This window comes from Bradyrhizobium sp. A11 (assembly GCF_042077125.1).
In the GTDB taxonomy this organism is placed as follows: Bacteria; Pseudomonadota; Alphaproteobacteria; order Rhizobiales; family Xanthobacteraceae; genus Bradyrhizobium; species Bradyrhizobium japonicum_B.
In genome coordinates this window covers 899817-924987 of record NZ_CP149509.1, presented here as the reverse complement: position 1 = coordinate 924987, position 25171 = coordinate 899817, and the positions used below count along the sequence as shown (strand labels likewise).

The 25171-nt window shown below is 64.4% G+C and carries 30 protein-coding genes; 9 read left to right on the top strand and 21 right to left on the bottom strand.

What is annotated here, in order from left to right; genetic code table 11:
- The first annotated feature begins 38 nt into the window (after positions 1 to 38).
- Complete coding sequence (locus tag WI560_RS04290) at positions 39 to 239, top strand: CsbD family protein (protein WP_061880957.1); 201 nt, start codon at positions 39 to 41, stop codon at positions 237 to 239.
- Positions 240 to 304: 65 nt separating this feature from the next.
- On the opposite strand, the gene WI560_RS04285 is transcribed toward WI560_RS04290, so the two are convergent.
- From WI560_RS04285 to WI560_RS04275, 3 genes are all read right to left on the bottom strand, one after another.
- The gene (locus WI560_RS04285) at positions 305 to 460 is read right to left on the bottom strand and encodes a Thivi_2564 family membrane protein (protein ID WP_008546817.1); all 156 of its coding nucleotides are present in this window, start codon (positions 458 to 460) and stop codon (positions 305 to 307) included.
- A 106-nt stretch (positions 461 to 566) separates the two neighbouring features.
- Positions 567 to 1217: a DUF2865 domain-containing protein gene (locus WI560_RS04280; RefSeq protein WP_375307017.1), complete on the bottom strand. Its 651-nt coding sequence runs from the start codon at positions 1215 to 1217 to the stop codon at positions 567 to 569.
- A gap of 17 nt (positions 1218 to 1234) precedes the next feature.
- On the bottom strand, positions 1235 to 2014 hold the full coding sequence (locus tag WI560_RS04275) for a L,D-transpeptidase (RefSeq protein WP_375307016.1): 780 nt from the start codon (positions 2012 to 2014) through the stop codon (positions 1235 to 1237).
- A gap of 208 nt (positions 2015 to 2222) precedes the next feature.
- Between WI560_RS04275 and WI560_RS04270 the strand changes: the two genes are divergently transcribed.
- The 5 genes from WI560_RS04270 (at position 2223) to WI560_RS04250 (ending at position 6378) form a co-directional block, all read left to right on the top strand.
- Positions 2223 to 3335, top strand: a complete 1113-nt coding sequence (locus WI560_RS04270) for an AI-2E family transporter (protein WP_375307015.1) — start codon at positions 2223 to 2225, stop codon at positions 3333 to 3335.
- A 78-nt stretch (positions 3336 to 3413) separates the two neighbouring features.
- Positions 3414 to 3785: a YqjD family protein gene (locus WI560_RS04265; protein ID WP_028138509.1), complete on the top strand. Its 372-nt coding sequence runs from the start codon at positions 3414 to 3416 to the stop codon at positions 3783 to 3785.
- 90 nt (positions 3786 to 3875) lie between these two features.
- Entirely contained in the window at positions 3876 to 4331 is a 456-nt protein-coding gene (locus WI560_RS04260; RefSeq protein ID WP_375307014.1) for a hypothetical protein, read from the top strand.
- A 171-nt stretch (positions 4332 to 4502) separates the two neighbouring features.
- Positions 4503 to 5675, top strand: coding sequence for an OpgC domain-containing protein (locus WI560_RS04255; protein WP_375307013.1), 1173 nt, complete (start codon positions 4503 to 4505; stop codon positions 5673 to 5675).
- An 88-nt stretch (positions 5676 to 5763) separates the two neighbouring features.
- Complete coding sequence (locus tag WI560_RS04250) at positions 5764 to 6378, top strand: TetR/AcrR family transcriptional regulator (RefSeq protein ID WP_375307012.1); 615 nt, start codon at positions 5764 to 5766, stop codon at positions 6376 to 6378.
- Here WI560_RS04250 and WI560_RS04245 read toward each other — a convergent pair.
- From WI560_RS04245 to urtA, 16 genes are all read right to left on the bottom strand, one after another.
- Positions 6375 to 8033 carry an HWE histidine kinase domain-containing protein gene (locus tag WI560_RS04245; RefSeq protein WP_375307011.1) on the bottom strand — a complete coding sequence of 553 codons (1659 nt, stop codon included), beginning with the start codon at positions 8031 to 8033 and terminating at the stop codon, positions 6375 to 6377. The two genes, WI560_RS04250 and WI560_RS04245, sit on opposite strands and share 4 nt — an antisense overlap.
- A gap of 288 nt (positions 8034 to 8321) precedes the next feature.
- On the bottom strand, positions 8322 to 8945 hold the full coding sequence (gene ureG / locus WI560_RS04240; protein WP_375307010.1) for an urease accessory protein UreG: 624 nt from the start codon (positions 8943 to 8945) through the stop codon (positions 8322 to 8324).
- Between the two features lie 40 nt (positions 8946 to 8985).
- The gene (locus WI560_RS04235; RefSeq protein ID WP_375308768.1) at positions 8986 to 9714 is read right to left on the bottom strand and encodes an urease accessory protein UreF; all 729 of its coding nucleotides are present in this window, start codon (positions 9712 to 9714) and stop codon (positions 8986 to 8988) included.
- Positions 9695 to 10339 carry an urease accessory protein UreE gene (ureE, locus tag WI560_RS04230; protein WP_375307009.1) on the bottom strand — a complete coding sequence of 215 codons (645 nt, stop codon included), beginning with the start codon at positions 10337 to 10339 and terminating at the stop codon, positions 9695 to 9697. The genes WI560_RS04235 and ureE overlap by 20 nt, the downstream gene beginning before the upstream one ends.
- An 11-nt stretch (positions 10340 to 10350) precedes the next feature.
- Positions 10351 to 10650, bottom strand: a complete 300-nt coding sequence (locus WI560_RS04225; protein ID WP_018318764.1) for a putative quinol monooxygenase — start codon at positions 10648 to 10650, stop codon at positions 10351 to 10353.
- A 127-nt stretch (positions 10651 to 10777) separates the two neighbouring features.
- Entirely contained in the window at positions 10778 to 12493 is a 1716-nt protein-coding gene (ureC, locus tag WI560_RS04220; RefSeq protein ID WP_375307008.1) for an urease subunit alpha, read from the bottom strand.
- 34 nt (positions 12494 to 12527) lie between these two features.
- Entirely contained in the window at positions 12528 to 13070 is a 543-nt protein-coding gene (locus tag WI560_RS04215) for an HD domain-containing protein (protein WP_375307007.1), read from the bottom strand.
- Complete coding sequence (locus WI560_RS04210) at positions 13067 to 13507, bottom strand: endonuclease domain-containing protein (protein WP_375307006.1); 441 nt, start codon at positions 13505 to 13507, stop codon at positions 13067 to 13069. Before WI560_RS04210 ends, WI560_RS04215 begins: the two co-directional genes overlap by 4 nt.
- A gap of 93 nt (positions 13508 to 13600) precedes the next feature.
- On the bottom strand, positions 13601 to 13906 hold the full coding sequence (locus WI560_RS04205; RefSeq protein ID WP_232953702.1) for an urease subunit beta: 306 nt from the start codon (positions 13904 to 13906) through the stop codon (positions 13601 to 13603).
- A gap of 131 nt (positions 13907 to 14037) precedes the next feature.
- On the bottom strand, positions 14038 to 14340 hold the full coding sequence (locus tag WI560_RS04200; RefSeq protein WP_007605424.1) for an urease subunit gamma: 303 nt from the start codon (positions 14338 to 14340) through the stop codon (positions 14038 to 14040).
- Between the two features lie 36 nt (positions 14341 to 14376).
- On the bottom strand, positions 14377 to 15207 hold the full coding sequence (locus WI560_RS04195) for an urease accessory protein UreD (RefSeq protein ID WP_375307005.1): 831 nt from the start codon (positions 15205 to 15207) through the stop codon (positions 14377 to 14379).
- Positions 15208 to 15238: 31 nt separating this feature from the next.
- Positions 15239 to 15934 carry an urea ABC transporter ATP-binding subunit UrtE gene (gene urtE / locus WI560_RS04190; protein ID WP_375307004.1) on the bottom strand — a complete coding sequence of 232 codons (696 nt, stop codon included), beginning with the start codon at positions 15932 to 15934 and terminating at the stop codon, positions 15239 to 15241.
- Positions 15935 to 15937: 3 nt separating this feature from the next.
- A complete protein-coding gene (gene urtD / locus WI560_RS04185) occupies positions 15938 to 16699 on the bottom strand; it encodes an urea ABC transporter ATP-binding protein UrtD (RefSeq protein WP_375307003.1) in 762 nt (253 codons plus the stop codon).
- A gap of 6 nt (positions 16700 to 16705) precedes the next feature.
- On the bottom strand, positions 16706 to 17875 hold the full coding sequence (urtC, locus tag WI560_RS04180) for an urea ABC transporter permease subunit UrtC (RefSeq protein ID WP_257176633.1): 1170 nt from the start codon (positions 17873 to 17875) through the stop codon (positions 16706 to 16708).
- Entirely contained in the window at positions 17872 to 19479 is a 1608-nt protein-coding gene (urtB, locus tag WI560_RS04175; protein ID WP_375307002.1) for an urea ABC transporter permease subunit UrtB, read from the bottom strand. The genes urtC and urtB overlap by 4 nt, the downstream gene beginning before the upstream one ends.
- A gap of 84 nt (positions 19480 to 19563) precedes the next feature.
- Positions 19564 to 20886, bottom strand: a complete 1323-nt coding sequence (gene urtA / locus WI560_RS04170; protein ID WP_375307001.1) for an urea ABC transporter substrate-binding protein — start codon at positions 20884 to 20886, stop codon at positions 19564 to 19566.
- Positions 20887 to 21392: 506 nt separating this feature from the next.
- Here urtA and WI560_RS04165 point away from each other — a divergent pair.
- From WI560_RS04165 to WI560_RS04155, 3 genes are all read left to right on the top strand, one after another.
- The gene (locus WI560_RS04165) at positions 21393 to 22955 is read left to right on the top strand and encodes a DEAD/DEAH box helicase (protein WP_375307000.1); all 1563 of its coding nucleotides are present in this window, start codon (positions 21393 to 21395) and stop codon (positions 22953 to 22955) included.
- 24 nt (positions 22956 to 22979) lie between these two features.
- Positions 22980 to 23267: a translation initiation factor IF-1 gene (gene infA, locus WI560_RS04160; protein ID WP_008131890.1), complete on the top strand. Its 288-nt coding sequence runs from the start codon at positions 22980 to 22982 to the stop codon at positions 23265 to 23267.
- A 261-nt stretch (positions 23268 to 23528) separates the two neighbouring features.
- A complete protein-coding gene (locus WI560_RS04155; RefSeq protein ID WP_028138527.1) occupies positions 23529 to 23741 on the top strand; it encodes a cold-shock protein in 213 nt (70 codons plus the stop codon).
- A 92-nt stretch (positions 23742 to 23833) separates the two neighbouring features.
- Here WI560_RS04155 and WI560_RS04150 read toward each other — a convergent pair whose 3' ends face one another.
- The gene (locus WI560_RS04150) at positions 23834 to 24448 is read right to left on the bottom strand and encodes a TadE/TadG family type IV pilus assembly protein (protein ID WP_257192850.1); all 615 of its coding nucleotides are present in this window, start codon (positions 24446 to 24448) and stop codon (positions 23834 to 23836) included.
- A 23-nt stretch (positions 24449 to 24471) separates the two neighbouring features.
- Entirely contained in the window at positions 24472 to 25047 is a 576-nt protein-coding gene (locus tag WI560_RS04145) for a TadE/TadG family type IV pilus assembly protein (RefSeq protein WP_375306999.1), read from the bottom strand.
- Between the last annotated feature and the right edge of the window lie 124 nt (positions 25048 to 25171).

Genomic DNA, 25171 nt, shown 5'->3' with positions numbered 1-25171 from the left:
GACCGCGTTGTCAGGCCATCAACCAACGGGAGATGGTCATGGACTGGAATCGGATCGAAGGAAACTGGAAGCAATTCAAGGGCTCGGCCAAGGAGAAATGGGCCAAGCTCACCGACGACGACCTCCAATTGATCGAGGGTCGGCGCGAGCAGCTCGAGGGCCGGCTCCAGGAGCGCTACGGCAAGGCCAAGGACCAGGTTCGGCAGGACGTCGACGACTGGCTCAAAGGGCTGCATTGAAGCGGACGCAAAAAAGCCCCGGCTCACGCCGGGGCTTTTGTTTTGATGTGTAGCCCGTACCCTGGCTAGAACACTGCGAGATATTTCAACAAGGACACGATGCCGATGATGATGACGATCACGCGCGCGATCTGCTTGGCGCGACCATCCATCGGCAGCATGTTGATGAGATAAAGGACGAGAATGACGACGAGAAAAGTGACGAGCACGCCCACCAGCATCGCGGGACCCCCTTCATGCAAATTGCGACCGCTATCCTAACGCCTGACGGTTGCGCTGGTTCCAGTACTGCAACCCATTGCCATTTCTAGCAAATATGTGCTCCGCCTACTCCTTCGCCACAACCGGCACCTGGCGGAATCTGGCGCGCACCGAATCCGGCAGCGGCGAGAAGTTCATCGCGACGCCGCCGCGGCGGTCGTTGGCATTGCGGCTGGCAACCACAAGACCATCGGCGCCGGCGACGATGTCGCCCTTGCGCAGCGTCGGATCGTCCTCGACCTTGACCTGCGCCAGCCCGACGGAATCCTTGCCGTTGCAGGTACAGCCGGAGACGATCTCGTTGCGATAGCGGTAGGCATTGGGCAATTCGGAATAGGATTTTCCCTTGTCGGTGGTGGCGTCGTCGATGTTGCCGCCATAGACCAGCGAGGTCTCGGACGCCGGGCAGAAGCTCTTGCAGGATTGCGCCTTGCTCTCGGCATCATTGCCTTGCGCCGGGAAGTAGCGGCCATCGCAACCGCGCACGCAATAGGCCGTGCCGCCACCATAGGCGGCGCGCTGGCGCGGCGCTTCATACCGTGGCATGTCGTCGTTGGGGAAGGGCATTCGGATCTCGGGCGGCGGCCGCCGGAAGCCGCCGAACAGGGCCGAGAAGAAATCCTCGGCATGCGCCGACGGTGTCTGCGCCACGCCGCCGACAGCAACCACCAGGATTGCCAGACCGGCAGCCAGCTTGCCGTTCATACCTCTGCTCATGTCACCTCACTCAAACCCTAGTTCACGGCCGAGGACGCCGAGATATTCAGCGCGTGCCTGCCCGAAGGCAGCGTCGTCACGGCCGGACGCTTGCGCACGGGGTCGCCGTCCCTGGCCATCAGCGGCGCATTCTTCGGCAGCACCACGACCTTGGCGCCGACATTGACGCGCCCGAACAGGTCGACGACGTCCTCGTTGGTCATGCGGATGCAGCCGGAGGAGACGAACTTGCCGATCGTGGAGGGATCGTTGGTGCCGTGGATGCGGTATTGGCTGGAGCCGAGATACATCGCCCGCGCGCCAAGCGGGTTGCCGGGGCCGCCGGCGACGAAGCGCGGCAGATAGGGCTGACGCGCGATCATCTCGGCCGGCGGGTGCCAGTCCGGCCACTCCGCCTTGCGGCTGACGCTCTGCACGCCGGACCAGGTAAAGCCTTCGCGGCCGACGCCGACGCCGTAGCGAATGGCGCGGCCGTTGCCGAGCACGTAGTAGAGATAGGTGTTGTTGGTGTCGATCACGATGGTGCCGGCGGGCTCGCTACGGTCGAAGCCGACGATCTGCCTGCGCAGGCGATCGGGCAGCTGGGCATCTTCGTCGTCAGCCGCCTGCGGCGCCTCGTTGACGTAGCCCTGCGAGTAACCTTGATCCTGCGGGTAGGATTGCGGCTGCATCGGGCTGTAGCCGACCGTCTGCGCGCTCGCGCCGCCGAACGGCACCCCGAGCAGGAGCGTTGCGAAGGCGAATGCGGTAACGACGCGCGGCGACGAGCTGCGACGGACTGCAGAGAACTTTGTCATGTGCTGCCCCGTGGGATGTGTGCATCAGGGTGATGCGCTGTCCCATGAACTCCGCGGGGGCGATTCAAGTTCCGACACGGCGCGCGGCATCCCTGTCACAGTCAAGCGAGCAGCACTTCACGAAGCCGCGATGGAACCGCGGTCCGGCTCGCGCATTATCCGTCACCAATGGGCGCGCGGTGCGAGGCTTCCGTGCGGGAGAGAGATTGTGCGCGTCCTTCCGAGCGAGAGTTTGATTCCCGGCAACAGCGCAGGCGACCCGCTTCCCGACAGCCGTGCCGAGCTGCCGCCGGTGATCCGCCGCACGGAGTTCGTCGCCTTTGCGCTCGCCGGCCTATTGCTGATTGCCGTCGTCACCGTGCTCTACGTCGGAAGGGCTTTCTTCCTGCCTGTGGTGATGGCCTTTGTCACCGGCACCATGCTGTCGCCGGCGGCGGGCTTCCTGGAGCGGTACAAGGTCCCGCGTGCGGTCGGTGCCGTTCTGATCGTGGCTGCCGGGACCGCCGTGGTCGCCTTCGTCGTAGCGCTGATCGCCTCGCCGGCAATCGAGTGGAGCACGCGCCTGCCGGAGCTCGGCGCGCGACTGAAGGACAAGCTGCACGTGTTCGACCGGCCGCTTTCGCTGTGGCGGGAGACGCAAGCCATGCTCGGCGGCTCCGAAGGATTGCCGAGCATCCACATGCCGAAGGTCGAGTGGGTGCAGCCGACGCTGGAATTCCTGTCACCGACCTTCACCGAATTCCTGCTGTTCTTCGTCACCCTGATCCTGTTCATCGCCAGCTGGCGCGACCTGCGGCGCGCCATGATCATGAACTTCGGCGATCACGACGCACGGCTTCGTACGCTGCGGATTCTCAACGAGATCGAGGAGCATCTCGGCAATTATCTGCTGACGGTGACGCTCATCAACGTCGGCGTCGGCGTCGCCACCGGTCTCATCTGCGCGCTCACCGGCATGCCCAATCCGGCCGGGCTGGGTGCGCTCGCAGCAACGCTCAACTTCATCCCGATCATCGGGCCGGTGGCCATGTTCGTCGTGCTGGTCGTGGTCGGGTTGGTTGCCTTTCCGACCATCGGCGGCGGCCTGATGGCGGCCCTGGCCTTCGGCGGTCTCACCTTTCTGGAAGGGCACTTCATCACCCCGACCATCATCGGCAGGCGGCTCGCGCTGAATGCCCTTGCAGTCCTGCTTGCGCTGGCATTCTGGACCTGGATGTGGGGTCCGATGGGCGCGTTCCTGTCGTCGCCGCTCCTGATCGTGGCGCTGATCCTCAAGGAGCACCTGTTGCCGGCGGATTCGCCGCAGCTGCCGCGAGACTGACCGGTTTCCATGAACGGAACTTCCCCGGTGACGAAACGTTTTCCGGCTATCGCAGCCGTCAACAGTTCGGAGCTCCCGATGTCCACGACCAGTGCCGAAGCCGGGATGAAAGACTGGACCGACAAAGCCACCAGAGAACGCCTCGAAAAGGATGTAGCAGCCGTGAAAAGCGATATCGCCGCCCTGACCGACCAGATCACCGACGCGCTCAATACCTTTGCCAATTCCACCAGCAAGCAGGCCCGCCGCGGCTACCGCCAGGCGCGCGAGAATGTCGACACCGCGATGGACGACATGTCGGAGCGCGGCAGTGCGATGATGGGCGCGGCCCAGGAGGCCTATGGATCGATCGAGGAGACGCTCGAAGACGCGATCACGCAGCGGCCGCTTGCGACCGTCGGACTCGCGCTCGGGATCGGCTTCCTGATCGGGGCCGCCTGGCGCCGGTAACACGCGAGCTGGCATGGAACGGCGGCGTTACCGCGCCGCCGATGCCGGCTTGTGGACGGACAGGCTGTGGGGGATTTGAGGAGCAAGGCCATGTTTCAGCGCATCATCGACGGGATCAGCGCATCCACCGGCACGACCGTGCGGCTGACCTCCCTGGCCGCGGGCGCGGCGTTCGCGCTGTTCATCACCACGTGCTTCCTGTGCGCGGCGGCATTCATCTCCGTGCTCAACAGTTACGGTCCGGTGCAAGCCTGCCTCGCGGGGGCCGGCGTTTTCTTCCTCCTGACCTTGGCCGCAGCAGTGAGCTACTGGGCCTACAAGCGCGAGCTGCGCAAGCAAGCCCAGATCGCGGCCGAGCGCGCCGCGAAGGCGGCGGCCTCGAGCATGCTCGCGGACCCCATGCTGCTCGCCACCGGGCTGCAGATCGTTCGCGCCATCGGTGTCAAGCGGCTGTTGCCGATCCTGGCGATCGGCGGCGTCGCCCTCGGCATCCTCGCGAGCCGCGCCGGCATGTCCGACGAGGTATCGGCCGAACCGGCCGAGTAAGGACGGGACCACGTCAAGAAAATTTCGCGACAGGCGAGCCCGCGGCGGCATTTATTCGCCTAGTCTTGCGTCGTTTTGAGCCGCCCGACCATCACTCACGCAAACGCTACTCGGACGGGCCGCCGGTTGCCGCTAAAAGCGTCACCCTGATTCTCAAAGCTAATTTACTCAATGAAACCGTCCGTCCAGGCAAACCTTGCCGCATTCCGTCATGACGCCAGGTTGTATTTGACGCTCGGCATCGCCAATTGGTCGGTTTTCGTCGACCACATCCCGAACAACGTCGTCAACCTGCTGACGCTGCGCAACTTCGGTTTCAGCGGCGCCGCCGACCTGTTCGTCTTCGTGGTCGGTTATGGCGTCGCGGTCATCTACGGCCGGATCGCGCTGGAGCGCGGCAATCTCGTCGCTGCAACGCGCATCTTCCGTCGCGTCTGGCGGCTCTATGCGGCCTATGTCGTGCTGTTCGTGATCTACATCGCTACCATCGCCTACGTCGCCTCGCAGTCGATGGCGCCGGAAATCATCCACCAATACAACATCTCGGGAATCCTCGAGCACCCGCTGCGCATCCTGGTCCGCGGCCTCGTGCTCCAGGAGGAGCCGCTGAACCTCGATCTCCTGCAATTGATGATCCCGCTGATGGCCTTCTTTCCCTTGGCCCTGTGGGGGCTGTTGCGGAGGCCGAACGTGACGCTGGCGGCATCGGTCGCGCTGTATCTTGCCGCGCGCTGGTTCGACTGGAATTTCCGGGTCTATCCGGATCAGGAATGGACCTTCAACCCGCTGTGCTGGCAGATGCTGATGGTGCTCGGAGGCTGGTTCGCCGTGACTGGCGCATCGGGGCGCGCGCTACGCGACATGCCCTGGCTACGGATACTCGCCTGGACCTATCTGGTCTTAGCGATGGCCGTCACCTTGCTGCGCCATTCGCCGCAATTGTCCCATTACTTGCCGGATCTTCTCCTCGCCGGCATCGCGCCGACCGACAAAGAAAATCTCGCGCCCTATCGCGTGGTTCACTTCCTCGCACTCGCTTTCCTCGCGACCCATCTCATTCCGGCCGATCACCCCGGCCTGAGTTTGAAGCCGCTCCAGGCGGTCATCAGATGCGGCGAGGAATGGCTTGCCGTGTTCTGCGTCGGAGTGTTCCTGTCCTTTGCCGGGCATCTCATCCTGATCACCAGCGCCAATCTGGTCGCGATGCAGATCGTGGTGAGCCTCGCCGGATTCGCCGCAATGACCGCGGTGGCCTATTACGTTGCCTGGTCGAAGTGGCAGGATCTGCCCGAGGCGTTGCGGCAGGGGGGCCTAGACTATGATCCGCAAAGGCGCGCAGCCTGATCGCATCGCGCTTTAGCGCAATTTCCCTAGGCCGGCCGCCGCGGCTGCGCTATCCCGGAGCAAGAGCGGGTGCGCGAGGAGACCGGGCGTGGTGACGGCGAATGGCGGGGGTGACGGGGCCGACAGCGCCCCCCGGCGCGGCCGGCCGCGATCGATCGAGACCAGCAACGCCATTCTCGAAAGCGCCTATGCGCTGATGGCGTCCACCGGCCTTGCGGCCACCACCATCGACGCCGTCGCCCGCCATTCCGGCGTCTCCAAGATGACGATCTACAAATGGTGGCCATCGCGCGAGGCGCTCCTGATCGACGCCTTTCTTCGACATGCGGCGCAGATGCTGCCGCTGCCCCCGGCGAGCTCCGGCAGCCCCGCCGCCCGCGCGCGCCGCCACGCCGCGGCCTATGCCGAGGCGCTCCAGGGCGAGTTCGGCAAGGTGCAGCTCGCCGTCATCTCCGAATGCATTTCCAAGACCGGCTCCGCCGAACTGTTCTACGCCCGCTATCTGCAATTCCGTCGCGACGCGCTGGTGGAGATGATCGCTTTGGGCCAGCACGACGGCAGCATCCTGGCCGAAGGCCCGGCTGAGGACCTCTACGACGCGATCTACGGCAGCCTGTTCTACCGCTACGTCTTCGGCATCGCGCCGATCACGCCCAGCTACGCGCGCAATCTGGTCGATCTGATCTTGCGGCCGAAAGCTTAGCCGCGCGCAGGCCGCACCGGGGCCGAGATCTTGTCCGTGCGGTCGCGTTCGGTCATGTCGACCACCGTCTCCATCGGGGCGGTGAGCTCATAGACGTAGGAGACGTCGGTGAAATAGCGCTTGGCGGTGCCGCCGAGCGCCTCGGGGGCGACACGGTCGAGCAAGATCAAGCCGAAATCGGAATCGGGGCGGCGGGTCGCTTCGCTGGTGTTGAACTCCTCCCAGCGAAAATTGAAGATCTCCTCGCTCCCCTCGCCCGTCACCGTCCAATTCGCGGTGATGTGCGGATGCTTTCCAACCAGCGACAGGCCTTCGTCGGAATGCGAGGCGAGCTCGAAGAACAGCAGCGACAGGCTCTGCGCCGCGCGCGCGCTGACCGCGATATCGGGACCGGTGACGGCGATGCGGTCGGCATGCGGGATCGCACGAGCCTCGAACAAGCCTTTGAGCTTCACGCCCTGCCACTGGCTTTCGCTGAGCAGCGAGACCACATTGGACATGGCGTGGATGCGCCCGATCAGGAGCTCGCGGGCGACGTCGATGTCCGCGCCATGGCGCAAGGTGCGCGTCACGATCGACTGGATCACCGCCAGGATGTTCTTGACCCGGTGGTTGAGCTCGTCGATCACCGCGGTCAACCGGCGCTCGAAGCCGATCCTGACCTGGATTTCCCGACTGAGCCGCAGATTGTTGTAGGCAACATAGCCGAACAGGCCGCACACCATCGCAGTGATCGCAAAGCCGATGGCCGCCACGATGATCGCGGTCTGCTCGGCACGGCGGATCGAGTTGGTCTTGGCGTAATAGCCGAGCTGCCAATCGCGGCCACCGAAGCTCACCGTGCGCATCGCCGACGGTGCCGGTCCGTCCGCCACGCTGCGCGTCGAGACCACGCCTTGGTCGTTGGCGATCAGCTCGCCGCCTTCCTTGCGCGGATCCCTGAGCGCGACCGAGAACAACGACATGTCGTCGTTGGTCAACATCAGCGTGGCCAGCTCGTAGGAGAACGTGATGAAACCGGCCGGCTCGGTCGCCCCTTCGGGAATGACGGGCGCAGCCACAATGACGCCCACGGGCCCGTTCGCGTGCAACAGCGGAACCGGGTCCGAAGCCACAGACTTCTTCTCGGTCCTGGCGCGCGTCAGCATGGCGCTGCGAACCGGGTCCTGGTCGTAACTGCGGCCCGGCAGGGCCTTGGTCTCGTCACTGCGCGGCTCGAGATCCAGCAGCACGTCGATCGGCGAGGTGATCTCGGCCGGATTGATCGGCTTGTCGTCAAAGCTGCGGATTTTCGGATTCGGGAAGCCGGCGCCCGCAATGGCATCCTGCGCCGCGGTCAGCTCGTCCGGCTTCAGCCGGGCGATCCAGCCGGCCACGACGAAATCCGTCTTGAAGGCGTAGATGGCCGAGCGCAGCGGCTCCAGCATGTTCGGATTGATAACGGACGGCCTGCGGAACAGGCCTGAGGCAACGCGCGCGAGCAACTCGCGCTCGGTGAGCCGGTCCTGGACCAGGCTGGCATGAACGTCGATCGCGCGCGCGAGCGCGATCCGGTCCAGCGCCAATTCCTGGTCATGGACGCGATAGGCTGCAAGCCCGGAGAGCAGGGCTCCAAGCAGCGCGATGAAACCGATGATGAAACCCAGCCGGACCACGCGACTACTCAGGCCAATGCAGGAGGTCGGCAACAAACAGGGAGCATATGAACGCCGATCGAACGGCCATGTGCCGAAACAGGATGGACTCCAGTGGCGGAGATAATGAAGGAGGAGACATCGGTACGCAACGTAGGTCGCCTGAAAAGCTTAATCCGTCCGGTCCGGCCATGACGGACTGCCCGGGGCGCCGGAGGTAATCAATCGCCGTGTCCGAAATTTGTTCCGTCGTTGCGGCTCGACGGCGAGGTTAACGGCGAAATAAGCGTACGCCAAGTGGTCGCGCCGTCAGCCTGCCCGTTTCAAGCCGCCCTTGGCCTCGATAAAGCCGACGATGCGCTCGAGCCCCTGGCTCTTCTTCAGGTTAGTCATGACGAAAGGACGCTCGCCGCGCATGCGCCTGGCGTCCACGTCCATCTTCTCCAGGGAGGCGCCGACATGGGGGGCGAGGTCGATCTTGTTGATGACCAGAAGATCGGACCGGGTGATGCCGGGGCCGCCCTTGGAGGGGATCTTGTCCCCGGCGGCGACGTCGATCACGTAAATGGTGAGGTCGGCCAGCTCCGGGGAAAAGGTGGCAGCGAGATTGTCGCCGCCGGACTCGATCAGCACGAGATCGAGCCCGGGAAATTTGGCGCGCATGTCCGCGACAGCAGCCAGATTCATCGAGGCATCCTCGCGGATCGCGGTGTGCGGGCAGCCGCCGGTCTCGACGCCGGCGATGCGGTCCGGCGTCAGCGAGCCCGAGCGCACCAGGAATTCCGCATCCCATTTGGTGTAAATGTCGTTGGTGATGGCGGCGATGTCATAGCGCTCGCGCATGGCCTTGCAGAGCAGGTCCATCAGCTGGGTCTTGCCCGATCCGACCGGACCGCCGACGCCGACACGCAAGGGGCCGTGGGATTTCGACATGCAACTCGCTCTCTCTCGAAGGGTTAAAGGCGCGGCGCGCTCACGACCGGAACAGCCGCGTATATTGTGTCTCGTGCCTGAGGCTGGCGAGGTCGGCGCGGAAGGTCGCGCTGCCGAGGTCGTCAAAGGTCGCGTTCAGCGCGCGATTCGCAGTCGCAGCCACGGCGGCTTCCAGTCGCACCAGCACGCGCTGGCTGTCGGTCTGGCCGAGCGGGACGAGACGGCTGGCCGCGGAAATCCAGTTCGAGACCAGCGCATGCAGGAACGCGTGCAGCGTCGGCGCCAGCGGAACGCCGTGCTGAGCCGCGACGACGCCGACGGCGACAGGATAGACCATCGGCGTGCGGCATGCCGCAACCATGGCATCCAGCCCGTCGGCATCCCACGCGGCGCGGGCGATGTCGATGAATGCACGGCCTTGCGAGCTCGTCTCCAACTGCCGTTCACGCGAGGGCACGAAGGCCGCGGCCAGTTCGGCGATGTCGTTCAAAGCGGCCTTCTCATCCGCCTCCGCGGCGCGATAGGCGTGGACCAGGAACGTCGCGTCGCAAAAGCCGGAGCCATCACCGAGCATCGCGTCGAGCCAGTCGGCCAGCGTTGCCGTGTCGACGATGTCGCCCGCCTCGACCGCCCATTCGATGCCGCTGGAATAGGAGAAGCCGCCGACCGGGAATGCCGGCGACAGCCAGGTCATCAGCCGATACAGCGCCGCCGCCTCGCCCTCGTCGAGGCCCCCGGCGCTGATCGGTTCATTTGTGGTCATGAGCATGCTTGTGGCCGTGGTGTTCAGGGTGGTCGCAATGCTCGTCGTGGTGATGGTGGTGGTCGTGACCGTGGTCATGTGAGGCATGACCATGGTGGTCGTGGTGATCATGGCCGTGGTGATCATGGTGATCGTGGCCATGATCATGATGATGGCCGTGATCGTGATGCGCGTGGTCGTCGTGACCATGCGCGTGACCGGCATCTGCATAGGCACCGCCTTCGGGATCGAACGGCGCTTCGATCTCGATCACGCGCGCGCCGAGGCCCTTCACCATGGCCTCGATGACGTGATCGCGGCGAATGCGCAAGGCCTTCGCCATGATCTGGGTCGGCAGATGGCGGTTGCCGAGATGCCAGCCGACACGAATGAGGTGATGCGGATCGCGGCCGCGGATTTCCAGCAGCGGCTCGGGCGCTGCGACCACCTCGACCAGGCGGCCGTCCTCGAGCACCAGCGCATCGCCGCCGCGGAGCGCTGTGGCGTGCTCGAGGTCGAGCAGGAATTCGAGCCCCCGCGTGCCCGTCATCGCCATGCGGCGACGGTTCCGATCGTCGAAATCGAGCACGACCGTGTCCGCCGGCGCTTCCGTGAAGCGGTGCTGTCCCCTGACCTGCGTCGCCCGGATCATGCTCTACCTCTTTACCGTGTCTCGACCTTCTCGGGCGTGATCACCTCGATCTTCGGCGGCGCCGTGAAGCACTTCACCGCGACGCGGCCGAACGTCTTCATATGCTCCATGCCACGATGCGGCACCAGCGCCTCGGCGTTCTCCCACTGCTCGACGAACACCATCTTGGCAGGATCGGTGACGCTCTCGTGCAGATCGTAGGCGATATTGCCGGGCTCCTTCCGCGTCTCCTTGATGCAGGCAGTGGCCGCTGCAATGAATTCGGCGCGCGTTTCGGGCTTGATGGTCAAGGTGGCGACGACATAGATCACGAGAAATCCTCCCGGCTTTTCTTCTAGGGTTCAATACCGGGCGGACATTAGACCAGGCGGGACCGAACGCAAAACCGCAAAAAGGCGTCCCCGGACACCCGCCGGGGACATGCGTCGAGGCGCTATTTCAGTACATGAAATAACGCTGTGCCATGGGCAGCACCTCGGCGGGTGCACAGGTGAGCAGCTCGCCGTCGGCGCGCACCTCATAGGTCTCCGGATCGACCTCGATGTCGGGCGTGGCGTCGTTGTGGATCATGCTCTTCTTGGAGATCCTGCCGCGGGTGTTCTGGACGGCATAGAGCTTCTTCTCGATGCCGAGCTTTCGCGCCAGACCGCCCGTGACCGCCGCCTTCGAGGTGAAGACCACGGACGAGGCCGTGCGCGCCTTGCCGAAGGCGCCGAACATCGGCTGGTAGTGCACCGGCTGCGGCGTCGGGATCGAGGCGTTGGGATCGCCCATGGGCGCCGCGACGATGCTGCCGCCCTTGACGATGCAGTCCGGCTTGACGCCGAAGAAGGCCGGCGACCACAGCACGAGATCGGCGAGCTTGCCCTTCTCCACCGAGCCGATCAGCTTCGACACGCCGTGCGCGATCGCCGGATTGATCGTGTATTTGGCGATGTAGCGCTTGACGCGGAAATTATCGTTGTCCTTGCCCTTGTCCTGCGGCAGGGACCCGCGCTGCTTCTTCATTTTGTCGGCGGTCTGCCAGGTCCGGATGATGACCTCGCCAAGGCGGCCCATCGCCTGCGAGTCCGAGGACATCATCGAGAGCGCGCCGAGATCGTGCAGGATGTCCTCGGCTGCGATGGTCTCTTTCCGGATGCGGCTTTCGGCGAAGGCCAGGTCTTCCGCGATCGACGGATCGAGATGGTGGCACACCATCAGCATGTCGAGATGCTCGTCGATGGTGTTGCGGGTGAAGGGGCGCGTCGGGTTGGTCGAGGACGGCAGCACGTTCTTGAGCCCCGCGACCTTGATGATGTCGGGGGCGTGACCACCGCCGGCGCCTTCGGTGTGGAAGGCGTGGATGGTGCGGCCCTTGAAGGCCTTGATGGTATCCTCGACGAACCCGGATTCGTTCAGCGTGTCGGTGTGGATCATCACCTGGATGTCGTGAGCGTCGGCAACCGACAGGCAATTGTCGATCGCAGCCGGCGTCGTGCCCCAGTCCTCGTGCAGCTTGAGCGCGCAGGCGCCGGCCTTGATCATCTCGACCAGGGCTGCGGGCCGCGAGGCGTTGCCCTTGCCGGAGATGCCGAGATTGACCGGGAAAGCGTCGAACGACTGGATCATCCGCGCGATATGCCACGGTCCCGGCGTGCAGGTGGTGGCGAAGGTGCCGTGCGAGGGACCGGTGCCGCCGCCCAGCATCGAGGTGACGCCCGACATCAGCGCGTGTTCGATCTGCTGCGGGCAGATGAAATGGATGTGACTGTCGAAGCCGCCGGCGGTGAGGATCTTTCCTTCGCCCGCGATCACGTCGGTGCCCGGGCCGATGATGATGGTGACGCCGGGCTGGATGTCGGGATTTCCGGCCTTGCCGATGCCTGCGATCAGGCCGTCCTTGATGGCGACGTCGGCCTTGACGATGCCCCAATGGTCGACGATCAGCGCATTGGTGATGACGGTGTCGGCCGCGCCCTGTTTGTTGGTGACCTGTGACTGCCCCATGCCGTCGCGGATCACCTTGCCGCCGCCGAATTTCACCTCCTCGCCATAGGTGGTGAAATCCTTCTCGACCTCGATGATGAGGTCGGTATCGGCGAGCCGCACCCTGTCGCCGGTGGTTGGGCCGAACATGTCGGCATAGACGGAACGCTTCATCTTGACGGACATCACGAGCCCCGCTTGCTTTTGAATGTTTGGGTGGTCACAGCAACGCCCTCGCTGCTTTGACGGCATCATCGAATCTTTCGTCGAGCCACGCATTGCCGCCGCGGCACCCCGCCACGACTTGCGTCGCCCATTCGACGTAGTCGGCGAGATCCGCGCGCTCCGCGGCACTCGGGTCGGTTTGAATGCGCGCGCCCGTATTGCTGATCTTATCGGCAATCTTGATCAGCTTGGCGCCGGGGGATTTCTTCGGTGCCTCGATCACCTGAAGCCGCCGCCGCTCGGCCTTGGGTAGGTTCATGTCATCGGTGCATTCGGCGACGAGCGATGCGACACGCTCTGAGAATCGCTGCGCAAGCTCCTTGCGCGTGGTGTCGGTGTCTTCGATCGTATCATGCAGCCAGCCGGCCGCGACCAGCTCGGCGTCGGCGCCGTCGGTCGCGGTCGCCAACAGGTTCGCGACCTCCGCGAGATGATTGATGTAAGGCTCGTTGCCGCGCCTCTTGCGCGCCATGCCGTTGTGGCGCTGCGCGGCCAGCTCGGCAGCTTCGCAGATGAGGCGGATTGGGGACATGCTCATGCCACCGTCGAGTCATCAGAGGCACCGCTCTCTCCGTTCCCTCCCCCCTTGCGGGGGAGGGTCAGGGAGGGGGGTGCTCCGGGCTCCGCTGCCTGAAGGATGGCAAGAGCCACGCCCTCCAGGTTCTTCATGACGTCGTCATTGGTGAAGCGAAGCACCCGATAGCCGCGGGATTCGAACCACGCGTCGCGCCGTTCGTCATGCTGGATACGCTCTTCGAAGTCGTGGCTTTCACCGTCGATTTCAACGATGAGCTTGCAGGAATGTGCGACGAAATCGGCGATGTAGTTGCCCATGGGAGCTTGCCGGCGAAAGCCGAGGCGAGCCAAGCGATGGGCTTTGAGATGACGCCAGAGCAGCGTCTCTGCACGCGTCATCGCGCGCCGCAATTCGCGAGCGCGGGTTCTTTGCAATTGAGAGACCTCGTCGTGTGGCATACCCCCCTCCCCGGCCCTCCCCCGCAAGGGGGGAGGGAGCGAGACAGCTGTGCCCACCTCACTGCAGATCACGGCACTCATCTCAGCTTACGATCACAGCTTCCCCATCACATCGCCGCGGAAGCCGTAGATGGTCTTCTTTCCCGCCAAGGCGACGAGTTGCACGTCGCGGGTCTGGCCGGGCTCGAAGCGGACGGCGGTGCCGGCGGCGATGTCGAGGCGCATGCCGCGCGCCTTCTTGCGGTCGAACTTCAACGCGGGGTTGGTCTCGAAGAAATGGTAGTGCGAGCCGACCTGGATCGGGCGGTCGCCGGTGTTGGCCACCGTCAGCGTCACCGTCTTGCGGCCGGCATTGAGCTCGATCTCGCCGTCCTGGATGAAGCGTTCGCCGGGAATCATGTGCTACCTCGTCTTGCTCTGCTGCTTCATGGCAGGGCTTGTCCCGGCCATCCACGTGGAGCCACCTGGTTCGAAGGTCGTGGATGCCCCGGCCGAGCCCGGGCATGACGGTGTTGTTATAGCGTCGTGTCTCAACGGATCGGCTCGTGCACGGTGACCAGCTTCGTCCCGTCAGGAAAGGTCGCCTCGACCTGGATGTCGTGGATCATCTCGGGGATTCCGGGCATCACCTGATCGCGGGTAAGCACCTGCGCGCCGGATTGCATCAGCTCGGCGACGGTGCGGCCGTCGCGCGCCCCTTCCAGGATGAAATCGGAGATGATCGCGATCGCCTCGGGATGGTTGAGCTTGACGCCGCGGTCCAGCCTGCGGCGCGCCACGATCGCCGCCATAGAGATCAGAAGCTTGTCCTTTTCGCGGGGAGACAGGTTCATTCAGAATCTCTTCCGTTCAACTCGTCAGTTCAGCATTCAATTCAGCCAGAGCCGCGGCAGGGCCGCGCCGGTGCGCGCCAGCACAGCCATCATGTCGGCGCGCAAACGCGCCGCATCTTGGGCACAGAACCGCGCCATTGCAAAGCCATTCCAGGCCGAAATTCCGACCTCGCCGGCGAAAGATTCGGACGCTTCTCGGATGCGCTCGACCAGGGCCTCGTCGCCGGGCACGATCAGGGCCGTACCGATCGCGGCGCCGCCTTTGGCAATGGCCGATCGCGCGAGCTTGGCGCCGATGTTACCGTCGAGCCGGACCGTCTCGGCGAATACCAGCTTGCCGCCATGCCTCAGCCGCCAGCGATCGACGAACTCGCCCTGCTCCATCCGCTCGCCCATGGCGGTGCGGCCGAACACGACGATCTCGCACAGCAGGAGCGAGGCGGCCTCGTCGAGCGCGATGTCGAAACGGCGCTGCACCCGGGCGCGGTCGAACAGGATGGTCTCCTGCGGCAGCCACGACAGATGCGCCCCTGCGCCGACCTGCAAAGCGATGTTGAGCTGCGCTGCCGGCCCCGGTGCGCGATAGACCTTTTCGGCGGCCGCCGTCGTCAAGGTCAGACGCGAGCCTTGGCCTGCCGTGACGTCGATATCGAAACTGTCGCCGCCGGCAACGCCGCCGGCCGTGTTGACGAACACGCCGGACAGGCCCCGATCCTCCGGCGAGGGAAAGCGGACACGGAGGGAGCCGGATTCATGCAAGGCGCCGCGCCGCGTCACCCCCTCGCGGGCGTGCACGTCGAAGCGCACGGCACCGCGGGCGCGGTTGGCCTCGAACACAGAAGATGTCGCCAAAGTGTCGCTGCGCATCCGTCTCCCCAGCCGGTCGCGGCAGAATGGTCTACAGCGCCATCTGGCGGCTGATCTCGCTCGCGTCGAGGTTTGCGCGGTCGCAGGTGAACTTCACCGCGCCGCGATCCATCACCGCGAAACTGTCGCCGAGTTCGCAGGCAAAGTCGAGATATTGTTCGACCAGCACGATGGCGATGTTGCCGAGGTTGCGCAGATACGAGATGGCGCGGCCGATGTCCTTGATGATCGAGGGCTGGATGCCTTCGGTCGGCTCGTCCAGCAGCAGCAGCTTCGGCCGCATCACCAGCGCTCGGCCGATCGCGAGCTGCTGCTGCTGGCCGCCGGAGAGGTCGCCGCCGCGCCGGCCCAGCATCGATTGCAGCACCGGGAACAGCGAGAACACGTCGTCCGGAATGTGCCTGTCCTCGCGCTTGAGCGGGCCGAAGCCGGTCTTGAGGTTCTCCTCGACCGTCAGCAGCGGGAAAATCTCTCGGCCCTGCGGCACGAAGCCGATGCCCTTGCGGGCGCGCTCATAGGGCTTCAGGCCGGTGATGTCACTGCCGTCGAGCATGATCGCGCCCGAGGCGATCGGATATTGTCCGACCATCGCGCGCAGCAGCGAAGTCTTGCCGACGCCGTTGCGGCCGAGCACACAGGTGACCTTGCCGGGCTCGGCCGAGATCGAGACGCCGCGCAGCGCCTGGGCTGCGCCGTAGAACAGGTTGATGTTCTTGACCTCAAGCATCGCTCAGCGCCCCAGATAAACTTCGATGACCCGCTCGTTGGACGAGACCTGGTCGATGGTCCCTTCCGCCAGCACTGTGCCCTCGTGCAGGCAGGTGACCTTGACGCCCAGCTCGCGCACGAAGGTCATGTCGTGCTCGACCACCATCACGGTGTGGGTCTTGTTGATCTCCTTCAGCAGCTCGGCGGTCAGATGCGTCTCGACGTCGGTCATCCCCGCGACGGGCTCATCGACGAGCAGCAGCTTGGGATCCTGCGCCAGCAGCATGCCGATCTCCAGCCACTGCTTCTGGCCGTGGCTGAGGCTGCCGGCAAGGCGGTTGCGGGCGTCGGTGAGGCGGATCGTCTCCAGAACCTTGTCGATCCGCTCGGACTCGGCCTTGCTGCCGCGCCAGAACAGCGTGCCCTTGACGCTGTGGTCGACGTTAAGCGCGAGCAGCAGATTGTCCTGCACGGTCTGGCTCTCGAACACGGTCGGTTTCTGGAATTTGCGGCCGATGCCGAGCTCGGCGATGCGGGTCTCGTCGAGCCGTGTCAGATCGGTGACGCCGTCGAACAGAACCGTCCCCTCGTCAGGCTTGGTCTTGCCGGTGATGATGTCCATCATCGTGGTCTTGCCGGCGCCGTTCGGGCCGATGATGGCGCGCATCTCGCCGGGCTCGAGCGTCAGCGACAGATTGTTGATGGCGTGGAAGCCGTCGAACGAGACGTGCACGCCGTCGAGATAGAGCATTGCGGATGTGGTGCGGCTGTCCATGACGTTCATGTGCGCCTACTCCGCCATCTTGGGTTCGGTGACACCGTCCTCGGCCGCGGCACTCGCCATGGTCGCGGCGTTGCGCTTTTCCTTGGACTGGTCCCACCAGGCGTTGAAAGTGCCGACGATGCCCTTGGGCAGCAGCAGCGTCACCAGGATGAACAACGCGCCCAGCATGAACAGCCAGTACGGCGCGAGCACGCCCGAGGTGAAGAAGGTTTTGGCATAGTTGACGACGACGGCGCCGAGCGCGGCGCCGACCAATGTGCCGCGGCCGCCGACCGCGACCCAGATCACCGCCTCGATCGAATTGCCCGGCGCGAACTCGGACGGATTGATGATGCCGACCTGCGGCACGTACAGCGCTCCGGCGACGCCGGCCATGCAGGCCGACACCGTGAACACGAACAGCTTGTAGGATTCGACCCGGTAGCCGAGGAAGCGCGTGCGCGATTCCGCATCGCGCACCGCAATCAGCACCTTGCCGAGCTTCGACGAGACGATGGCACGGCAGATCAGGAAGCCGGCGATCAACGCCAGGCAGCTCAACGCAAACAAGGCAGCGCGCGTCCCTTCTGCCTGGACGTTGAAGCCGAGGATGTCCTTGAAGTCGGTCAGGCCGTTGTTGCCGCCGAAGCCGAAATCGTTGCGGAAGAAGGCGAGCAGCAGCGCATAGGTCATCGCCTGCGTGATGATCGACAGGTACACGCCGGTGACGCGGGAGCGGAAGGCGAGCCAGCCGAAGCAGAAGGCGAGCAGCCCCGGCACGACCAGCACCATCAGGGCGGCGAACCAGAACATGTCGAAGCCGTACCAGTACCAGGGCAGCTTCGAATAGTTCAGGAACACCATGAAATCGGGCAGGATCGGGTTGCCGTAGACGCCGCGGGTGCCGATCTGCCGCATCAGGTACATGCCCATCGCATAGCCGCCGAGCGCAAAGAACGCGCCGTGACCGAGCGATAGGATGCCGCAATAGCCCCAGATCAGGTCGATCGACAGCGCCAGGATCGCGTAGCAGACATACTTGCCCCAGAGCGCGACCAGATAGGTCGGCACCTGCAGGAACGAGCCCGCGGGCAGCAGCAGGTTGGAGAGCGGGATGAGGATGCCGCAGGCCGCGACGACGGCAAGGAAGATCGTCGCGCTGCGGTCCAGCGATCGCGTCAGCATGTGAGGGGTCATGCTTCCACCGCACGGCCCTTGAGCGCGAACAGACCGCGCGGCCGCTTTTGAATGAACAGGATGATGAGGACCAGGATTGCGATCTTGCCGAGCACGGCGCCGGCGACCGGCTCCAGGAACTTGTTGGCGATGCCGAGCGTGAAGGCGCCGACCAGCGTGCCCCAGAGATTGCCGACCCCGCCGAACACCACGACCATGAAACTGTCGATGATGTAGCTCTGGCCGAGATTGGGGCTGACATTGTCGATCTGCGACAGCGCCACGCCGGCGATGCCGGCAATGCCCGAACCGAGACCGAAGGTCAGCGCGTCCACACGCGAGGTCGCGATGCCCATCGAGGCCGCCATGCGTCGGTTCTGTGTCACCGCGCGCATCTCGAGGCCGAGCGCGGTGTAGCGCAGCATCGCGAGCAGGATCGCGAACACGGCAAGCGTGAAGAGCAGGATCCAGAGCCGGTTATAGGTGATGGTGATCTGGCCGAGCTCGAACGCGCCGCTCATCCAGGAGGGATTGCCGACCTCGCGGTTGGTCGGGCCGAACATGGTGCGCACCGCCTGCTGCAGCACCAGCGAGAGACCCCAGGTCGCCAGCAGCGTCTCCAGCGGACGGCCGTAGAGGAAGCGGATGATGCTGCGCTCGATCAAGACGCCGATCGCGCCGGCGACGAGGAAGGCGAGCGGCACGGCGATCAGCAGCGAATAGTCGAACAGGCCGGGATAGCGGGTGCGGATCACCTCCTGCACCACGAAGGTGGTGTAGGCCCCGAGCATCACCATCTCGCCATGCGCCATGTTGATCACGCCCATCACGCCGAAGGTGATGGCGAGCCCGATCGCGGCGAGCAGCAACACCGAGCCGAGCGAGAGGCCGTACCAGGCGTTCTGCACCATGGACCAGACCGCGAGCGAACTCTGGATCGAGCCGATCGCGCTCGCGGCCGCCTTGGTCACCGAGGCCGGCTGGTCGCCCATGCCGGTGAGCAGCGCCAGCGCGTCCTGGTCGCCGCGCGCCTTGAGCGTGGCCACGGCCTCGAGCTTCTCGACCTCGGTCGCATCGGACTTGAACAGCAGGATGGCGGCGCGGGCCTCGCCGAGGGCCGTCTTGACCGCTCTGTTGCCTTCCTTGGCGAGCGCGGCATCTACCGCATCGAGCGCCGTCTCCTCATGCGACTTGAAGACCGATTGCGCGGCCTGCAGGCGCGTTCCGACATCCGGCGATTGCAGCGTCAGGCTGCCGATCGCGGCATCGACGCTGCGGCGCAGACGGTTGTTGAGGCGCACCGCGCTCGCACTATCGGGAACGCTGGCCACCGCCTCGCCGGTCGCGGCGTCGATCGACCTGCCGTCGGTACCGGTGACGTAAACCTTCTTGCTGTCCGGATCGGCCATCAACCGGCCGTCCTGGAGCGCGCTGATGATGGGGAAGGCCAGCTTGTTGCCGCTGCCCGCGACCGCGCCGATCGCCTCTTCCGTGTCGGAGAAATCGTCATTGGCGAACTTGGCGACTCCGTCCTCGAACGGGCCGGCGAAGGCCGGCAGCGCAAACGCGATCAGCAATAGCGAGAGCGCAAGCGAGCAGAGGCGCGCGGACAAATAGGCTGGCACTGTGAATGACCCCGGCGGGAATGGGTGGAGAAGGCGGCGGGATCGCCGCCTTCTCCGGTCGCGCAATGGCGTGTCAGATCCGGATCAGGAGCCGGAACCGAGGCACTTGTTGGTCTTGGTGTTGAAGTTGCCGCACTTCTTGCCGACCCAGTCGCCGATCAGGTCCTTGGAGCCATCGAGCTCCTTCGACCAGGCATCGCCCGCGACGAGGCTCGGGGTCTTCCAGACCACGTCGAACTGGCCATTGCCCTTGATCTCGCCGATGAACACTGGCTTGGTGATGTGGTGGTTCGGGAGCATCTTGGAGGTGCCGCCGGTCAGGTTCTTGGCTTCGATGCCCGGGAGAGCGTCGATGACCTTGTCGGGATCGGTTGACTTCACCTTCTCGACCGCCTTGACCCACATGTCGAAGCCGATCACGTGCGCTTCCATCGGATCGTTGGTCACGCGCTTCGGATTCTTGGTGTAGGCCTGCCACGCCTTGATGAACTTCTCGTTCTCCGGCGACTTGATCGACTGGAAGTAGTTCCAGGCGGCGAGATGGCCGACCAGCGGCTTGGTGTCGATGCCGGCGAGCTCTTCCTCACCGACCGAGAACGCGACCACCGGGATGTCCTTCGCCTTGATGCCCTGGTTGCCGAGCTCCTTGTAGAAGGGAACGTTGGCGTCGCCGTTGATGGTCGAGACCACCGCGGTCTTCTTGCCGGCCGAGCCGAACTTCTTGATGTCGGCCACGATCGTCTGCCAGTCGGAGTGACCGAACGGCGTGTAGTTGATCATGATGTCGTCCTGGGCGACACCCTTGGACTTGAGATAGGCTTCCAGGATCTTGTTGGTGGTGCGCGGATAGACGTAGTCGGTGCCCGCGAGCACCCAGCGCTTCACCTTCTCTTCCTTCATCAGGTAGTCGACGGCGGGGATCGCCTGCTGGTTCGGCGCCGCACCCGTATAGAACACGTTGCGCTCGCTCTCCTCGCCCTCGTACTGCACGGGGTAGAACAGGATGCTGTTGAGCTCCTTGAACACCGGAAGCACCGACTTGCGCGACACCGAGGTCCAGCAGCCGAACACGACCGAGACCTTGTCCTTGGTGATCAGCTCGCGCGCCTTCTCGGCGAACAGCGGCCAGTTCGACGCGGGGTCGACGACGACGGCTTCGAGCTTCTTGCCGAGAACGCCGCCCTTCTTGTTCTGCTCGTCGATCAGGAAGAGGATGGTGTCCTTCAGCGTGGTTTCGCTGATCGCCATGGTGCCGGACAGAGAGTGCAGCACGCCGACCTTGATGGTGTCGTCCGCGGCCTTCGCGCCAGTCAATGAAGCCAGACCGAGCATCAGTCCGGCGGTCGCGGCGAGCACGCCGCGGCGGCTAAATGATGCCGCTATATCGTGAGTAGATTTGCTAAGCATGAGTGTCTCATCTCCCTGACGCAGACGTGAAAAACGCTGCGAAACGGCCCCACGGCCGCCTGCGATTAACGGATTCGCAAGAACCGTGCCATGGGCTTAACACCATTCAACTTATTGATTTTACTGTAAAAATTTTGGGAAAACGGAGTCTTGGGGCGAAGCGACCGCTCAAATCTTGAGCAACGAGAATGTATGCCAAAGCGGCAGGCTGGTCATTTTTTGAGCAAATTCTTTGCTCTGGCTAAATTTCCGGCATAACTATTTCTGCACTGCAATCGCCATTTCGCGCCAGCCTGCCTTGAAAGCGCCCCTTGGATGTTCCATATGAGCAGCCGAGACCTCTTGCGAATCAAGAGGTCGTTGCGAGCCGCGTGTTCTTAAGCCCCTTAACGGGCCTCTGGCTTGCCCCATATCTCCCAAGCCATCCGACACCCTAAACACGCAGGTGTCTTCTCGACACCCTTTTGCGCGCGCCGCGCCGATTGCGCCGGGCGTCCGCTTTTGACATGGAAAGAACCCATCTTTTGACTTCGTTTCAGGATTTCGGCCTCGCCGAACCGATCGCGCGTGCTCTCGCGGAAGAGAACTACGTCACTCCCACCCCCATCCAGGCCCAGACCATCCCGATCGCGCTGACCGGGCGCGACGTCGTCGGCATCGCCCAGACCGGCACCGGCAAGACCGCCTCGTTCGCGCTGCCGATCCTGCACCGCCTGCTCGAGCATCGCATCAAGCCGCAGCCCAAGACCTGCCGGGTGCTGGTGCTGTCGCCCACCCGCGAGCTGTCCGGCCAGATCCTCGACAGCTTCAACGCCTATGGCCGCCACCTGCGCCTCGCCTCGACGCTGGCCATCGGCGGCGTGCCGATGGGCCGCCAGGTCCGCGCCCTGATGCAGGGCGTCGATGTGCTGGTCGCCACCCCCGGCCGCCTGCTCGACCTCGTGCAGAGCAACGGGTTGAAGCTCTCGAGCGTCGAGTTCCTCGTGCTCGACGAGGCCGACCGCATGCTCGACATGGGCTTCATCAACGATATCCGCAAAATCGTCGCCAAGCTGCCAATCAAGCGGCAGACGCTGTTCTTCTCGGCCACCATGCCGAAGGACATCGCCGAGCTCGCCGACGCCATGCTGCGCGACCCCGCGCGCGTCGCGGTGACCCCGGTGTCCTCGACCGCCGAGCGGATCAACCAGCGCATCGTCCAGGTCGACTTCTCCGCCAAGCCGGCGTTCCTGACCAAGCTTCTGAAGGATGAGCCGGTCAACCGCGCCCTGGTCTTCACCCGCACCAAGCACGGCGCCGACAAGGTGGTGAAGTCGCTCGAGAAGGCCGGCATCCCTGCCAGCGCCATCCACGGCAACAAGTCGCAGAACCATCGCGAGCGCACGCTGGCCCAGTTCCGCTCGGGCGAGATCCGCACCCTGGTCGCCACCGACATCGCCGCCCGCGGCATCGACGTCGACGGCATCAGCCACGTCATCAATTTCGACCTGCCCAACGTGCCGGAAACCTACGTCCACCGCATCGGCCGAACCGCGCGCGCCGGCGCCGACGGCACCGCGATCTCGCTGGTGGCCGGCGGCGAGGAGCTCAGCTATCTCCGCGACATCGAGCGGCTGATCCGCGTGGCGCTGCCGCGCGAAGACCACCGCACCGATGCGGGCCGCCGCGACGCCGGCCCTCCCCCGCCGCAGCAACGGCAGGGCCGGCCGGGCGGCCGCCCGGGCCAGCGTCCTCAGGGCGCCCGGCACGGCGACGGACGGCGTGGCGACGAACGGCATGCTGACGGACGTCATCACAGCGCCGGCAGGCCGGCCGACGGACGGCCCGGCGAAGGACGTCATGGCGAGGGCAGACCTGTTGATGGCAGGCCGGGAGAAGGCCACAAGGCCTCCAAGGGGTCTCGCCGCCGCCGTGGTCCTGGTGGTAAGATGAATTCCTCACCCGCCGATCGGTCGGAACAGCGTCCCGCGCATAGCGCCGGCAAGCCTGATGGAATACAAGGCGTTGCCTTTTTGCGTCGCGAGAGCCGCCCCACCGGCCGACCGAACCGCAATCCTCATTCGAACTAGCAGTCTACGACTGGAGACACCCACATGGCTAAGGAAGAGCTGATCCAGTTCGAAGGACTGGTCACCGAAATCCTCCCCGACGCCCGCTACCGCGTGCAGCTCGACGCCGGACACGAGATCGTCGCCTATACCGCCGGCAAGATGAAGAAGAACCGCATCAAGACCCTGGCGGGCGACCGCGTGACGGTGGAGATGTCGCCCTATGACCTCGAAAAGGGCCGGCTGATTTTCCGCCACAAGGACGAACGCCCCAGCGGCGTGGGCGGACCGCCTCGTCCCGGACAGCGCGGCGGCCAGTTCCGTCGTCGCTAGTCGAGCGGCGGCGCGGCAGTAAAATTCCGAGTCTTCCATTGGTCCGCCGTGAACACCACGGCGGATCAAAAAATCGTGCGCGGCTGGATTGTTTTGACGCTGGAATTCCGATAAAAGGAATTTATCGATTTTCGGCCGGACGACATTAGCATCCACCGGTACAGCCGGTTCAGACACGCTGACGACCCTTCCAAAAATTCGATCTAACTGGCCTGCGCGAGCAGGCTGTCACATTGTGTTATCTGAGAAGGGACTACCCCCGTGAGCATGGGAACCGTGAAGTGGTTTAACGCGACCAAAGGCTTCGGCTTCATTCAGCCCGACGACGGCGGCCAGGACGTGTTCGTCCACATCAGCGCTGTGGAACGTGCGGGCCTCGGCACGCTGCGCGAAGGTCAGAAGATCTCCTACGAGATCGTGGCCGACCGCCGTTCCGGCAAGTCGGCTGCGGACAACCTCCGCGCCGCAGGCTGAACCCACCGGGCCTCGCCCGATCGGCTCGCAAGAAGCAAGAAGGCCGTGCGCAACGCACGGCCTTTTTCATTTTCAGGCCCCCCTCGGGAGCGTCAGCACGAGGACGGCACGTTGTTGTATTGAACGCAAGTGGCCTGCCGCGGCCGCGTGTAGGACAGATCTTTCAGCGGTATGTTCGACTTCAACACGTAGCCCACCGACGGCGTGTAAGTGTAGCTCGCCTCGCTGAGGATGAGATAGGTCGACGGAATCAGCAGCGTCGGCGGAATCTCGTTGGTCACCTTGTCGCCGGCCTTCCGGCCCGACGTCGCCAGCGTCGCTTGCGTCGCGCCGCTCGCGATGGTTCCGGCCTTGCTCCACTGCACCGTAGCAATGCTGTCCGCATCGATATAGATCTGGGAGATCGAGCCTTTCACGAGAGTAGCGTCGTAAGGCATCACGATCGAGATGCTCGCCGTGAACGTGTTCTGCATGTCGGCATCGGCAAGCGTCGTCGATTGCGACGTCAGATCGGACAGCGTCCGTGCGATCAACGTGACCTTGCGATCGATCGCCACTGCCGACGAGAATTCGACGGTCCCGAAGAACATCACCAGCATCAGCGGGACGATGACGGCGAATTCGGTCGCCGCGAGCGCGCGCGTGTCGGCGACGAAGTCACGCGCCGAGCAGCGGGCATTCCCCAGGAAGTTCGCAATCGCCTGCATTGGCCCGCCCAGATCCATCTGCCTCAGAAGGGTTCGTTCTTGAAGGCTGCGGTCGCCACCAGCAGCCGCTTGTTGCTGCAGCCGATGTTGTAGCCGAGGCCGGTGACGAAGAGCGGCCATTGATAGAACAGCCGCACCACGACGACCTGGCTGGAGCTGCCGGGATTGTATTGCACGCCGGCCGGATTGAAGGTGCAGGAATCGCCGTAATTGGTGAGGCTCAGCGCCGTGAAGGAGCTGGTGCTGACCACGTCGACGTAAAGCTTGCTGCAATCGAACAGCGCCGGGATCTGGGTGCAGACATAGGCCTTGAACGTGGTCTGATTGCATGCCGAGACCGCGTTGGGCACCGTCTGACAGGCCGCCACCGAGCCGCCCTGTGCTTGCGCCTGACCGGTCAGGATCGCACGCGCCGAATTCTGGGTGATGGTCTCGAGCACCTGCCCCGCGAAGAACACCAACGCGGTCTCGATGATGGCGAACAGCAGTCCGAAGAAGACCGGAGCTACCAGCGCGAACTCGACCGCGGCGGAGCCGCGGCGGCTGCCTCGAAACCGGCATAGCGCTTTCCGGAGCGTGAATCTCGTAGGCGCAGGCATCGCGTCAAATTCCCCAGCAGCGGCGATCATCTGCTTCGTTCAATAGCTAAAACTGATTGTTTAAGTGTTGCAGGCGATTCACGCTGCACGAAGCGGTCGGTTAAGGATGCGTTAACCCCGCGCG